The organism is Micromonospora globispora (assembly GCF_003857015.1).
GTDB classification, from domain to species: Bacteria; Actinomycetota; Actinomycetes; order Mycobacteriales; family Micromonosporaceae; genus Micromonospora; species Micromonospora globispora.
Window position 1 is genome coordinate 1 of sequence record NZ_QGGF01000604.1, and the last position, 2,690, is coordinate 2,690.

The 2,690-nt window shown below is 73.4% G+C and carries 2 protein-coding genes and 1 pseudogene; all 3 read left to right on the top strand.

Annotated features, from left to right (window positions below):
* Window positions 1-185: pseudogene (locus tag DKL51_RS35360) on the top strand (putative protein N(5)-glutamine methyltransferase); the annotation flags it as partial.
* Window positions 186-348: 163 nt separating this feature from the next.
* On the top strand, window positions 349-1,401 hold the full coding sequence (locus DKL51_RS30170) for an ROK family protein (RefSeq protein WP_124812879.1): 1,053 nt from the start codon (window positions 349-351) through the stop codon (window positions 1,399-1,401).
* Between the two features lie 165 nt (window positions 1,402-1,566).
* Window positions 1,567-2,667 (top strand): D-alanine--D-alanine ligase family protein, encoded by a 1,101-nt coding sequence (locus DKL51_RS30175; RefSeq protein WP_109942787.1) that lies wholly within the window; start codon window positions 1,567-1,569, stop codon window positions 2,665-2,667.
* Window positions 2,668-2,690: the final 23 nt, after the last annotated feature.

The following is a 2,690-nucleotide window of genomic DNA, read 5'->3' on the forward strand; positions in this document are numbered from 1 at the left end:
CCACCACCAGGTGTCCACCGGGTGCGGCGGAGTGGCTCGCCCCCGGTGGACACCTGGTGGTGGAGACCAGCCGCGGGCAGGCCGACGCGCTCTGCGCGATGCTGGCCGGCCTCGGCCTGGAACCGACGGTGGTCCGCGACGACGACCTCGACGCCACCGCGGTCACCGCCCGCCGACCCGCCTGAGCCGCCGGCTGGCGGTGGGGGACGCTGTGTCGCTCGCCGGGCATGTGCCCGCGCCCGCGCGACGCGCCGGTGGCCATCGGCCGGGACGCACGGGAGTCCGTCGCGTGGCGGGACGGTGTGCCGCGCACTAGCCTCAGGCCAGACTCGACGGGAGGCGGTGGCGGTGGGCAGCGCGGGTGTGCCGGTGGTGGTGGGCCTGGACAACGGCGGGACCAGCAACAACGCCACCGTCCTGACGGTGGACGGCCGGTTCCTGGTGGACGGGCTGGTGGAGACCCCCAGCGAGGTCCAGGCCGGCCCGGAGGCGGCGATCGAGGCGTTGGCCCGCGCGCTGGACGGCGTCCTGGCGCTGACCGGCGTCCCCCGCGAGCTGGTCCGGGCGGTGGGGCTCGACACCCCCGGCCCGGCCAGCGCCACCGGCGTCATCTCCTCGCGCGGGTCGACCAACTTCTCCCAGCCCGCCTGGCGGGGTTACGACGTGCGCGGCGCGCTGGAACGCCGGCTCGGCCTGCCGGTGATCTACCACAACGACGGCAACGCGGCCGCCCTCTACGCCCACCACGTCCACTTCGGAACCGACGCGATGAACCGGTCCTCGGTGGCGGCCATCGTCGGCACCGGCCTCGGCGGCGGGGTGGTCGAGGGCGGCCGGGTGGTCACCGGCGCGGCGGGCATGGCGGGCGAGTTCGGTCACGTGCACATCCCGCTCGACGGGCTGCTCGCCCCCGGCCAGCCGGTTCCGATCTGCGCCTGCGGCTTCTCGGGGGACGCGGAGAGCGTCGCCTCGCTCACCGCCATCGAGCGGAACCTGCTGCCGTACTGGCTCGGGCGGTACCCGGGACACCCGTTGGCGGCCGAGGAGCCGCGGCGGGCGGCGAAGCTGGTCCGCGGGTGCGGCGAGCGCGGCGACCCGCTGGCCCGCCAGGTCTTCACCCAGCAGGCGATGGCGTTGGGCCGACTGTTCACGATCGCGGCCAACTTCACCGACCCGGACGCGTACTTCGTCGGGGGTGGGGTGGTGGAGGCGGCGCCCGAGTTCCGGGACTGGTTCCTCGCCACCGTCCGCGAGCACACCGTCCTCCGCGCCGAGCAGGCCGCCGTCGCCACCTTCGCGCTGGTGCCGGACCGGGACATGGCCGGGGCGCGCGGGGTGGCCATCGCGGCGCTGGAGGCCCTGCGCGCCACTCCCGAGCCGAGCCCCCTGGTCGCCGGCTGACCGTTGGCGATTACTCCCCGTATAGCGTTCGCTGACCGGTTGCGCGGCACCGGAGCTCGTTGCCGGGTATCAGCATCGAGTGCAGGCCACGCACAGTAAGGTCAACCGGGTGAGCGCCACCGGCGAGCACGGCCAGCCGCAGTCGCGAACGAAGAGGTGACCGGAGTGACCACCCCAGGCAAGACCCGCGTGGCGATCGTCTTCGGCGGCCGCAGCCCCGAGCACGGCATTTCCTGCGTCAGCGCCGGCAGCGTGCTGGGCGCCCTGGACCCGGACGAGTTCGAGGTGGTGCCGGTCGGCATCACCCGGCAGGGGCAGTGGGTGCTGGCCAGCGGCGACCCGGGCCAGCTCGCCATCCAGGACCGCAAGCTGCCGGAGATCACCTCCGGCTCGGGCGCCGAGCTGGTGCTCCGCGCCGACCCCACCGCGGGTGGCCTGATGGTGCTCGACCCGGCGGAGGGTCCCCGCGCCCTGGCCGACGTGGACGTGGTCTTCCCGGTGCTGCACGGGGCGTACGGCGAGGACGGCACGATCCAGGGAATGCTGGAGATGGCCGACATCCCGTACGTCGGGGCGAACGTCTTCGCCTCCGCCGCCGCCATGGACAAGGAGTTCACCAAGAAGCTCTGCGTCGCCGAGGGCATCCCGGTCGGCCCGTACGTGGTGCTGCGCAACGGGATGACGCTGAGCGAGGAGGACAAGGAGCGGCTGGGCCTGCCGGTCTTCGTCAAGCCGTCCCGGGCCGGCTCGTCGTTCGGCATCACCAAGGTCGACGACTGGTCTCAGCTCGACGCGGCGGTCGCCACCGCCCGGGAGATCGACACCAAGGTGCTGGTCGAGGGCGCGATCGTCGGCCGGGAGATCGAGTGCGGCGTGCTGGAGGGCGAGGCCGGTGGCGCGCCCGAGGCGTCGGTGCTCGCCGAGGTGCGGGTCATCTCCGGCCACGACTGGTACGACTTCGAGGCGAAGTACATCGACGACGCCTGCGAGTACGACATTCCGGCCAACCTGCCCGAGCGGGTGACCCGGCAGGTGCAGGAGTACGGCACCCGGGCGTTCACCGCGCTGGACTGCTCCGGTCTCGCCCGGGTGGACTTCTTCGTCACCCCGGAACTGGACGTCTACCTCAACGAGATCAACACCATGCCGGGCTTCACCCCGACGTCGATGTTTCCGCGGATGTGGGCGGCCAGTGGCCTGGAGTACCCGAAGCTGGTCAACCGCCTGATCCGCACCGCCCTCCGCCGCGGCACCGGCCTCCGCTGACGCCCCGCGCAGCGAACCCGCCC